Source organism: Halorubrum sp. SS7 (assembly GCF_005435055.1).
Classification (GTDB): domain Archaea; phylum Halobacteriota; class Halobacteria; order Halobacteriales; family Haloferacaceae; genus Halorubrum; species Halorubrum salinarum.
The window spans coordinates 1-209 of the sequence record NZ_SGXV01000812.1; the positions used below are offsets into that span (position 1 = coordinate 1).

A 209-nucleotide genomic window follows, 5' to 3' on the forward strand; every position below is an offset into this window, starting at 1 on the left:
ACAACCAGGCGGTGTTAGAGGGCGACGAGGAGGTCACCGAGGTGAGCATCTCCGCGCGCGATACCCTCGAAATGGCCACCATCGAGGGCGCGAAGGCGCTCGGCCTCGACGACGAGATCGGGACGATCACGCCCGGCAAGCGCGCCGACCTCGTCATGTTCGACGCCGACGACTTCATGACCGCGCCGTCGCACTCGCCGATCGAGACC

The 209-nt window shown here is 67.0% G+C and carries 1 protein-coding gene; it reads left to right on the forward strand.

Annotation, left to right across the window (positions count from 1 at the left end; all coding sequences use genetic code 11):
• Positions 1 to 209, forward strand: a 209-nt coding sequence (locus tag EXE44_RS19990) for an amidohydrolase family protein (protein WP_158293535.1), incomplete at both ends; no start/stop codon positions are given.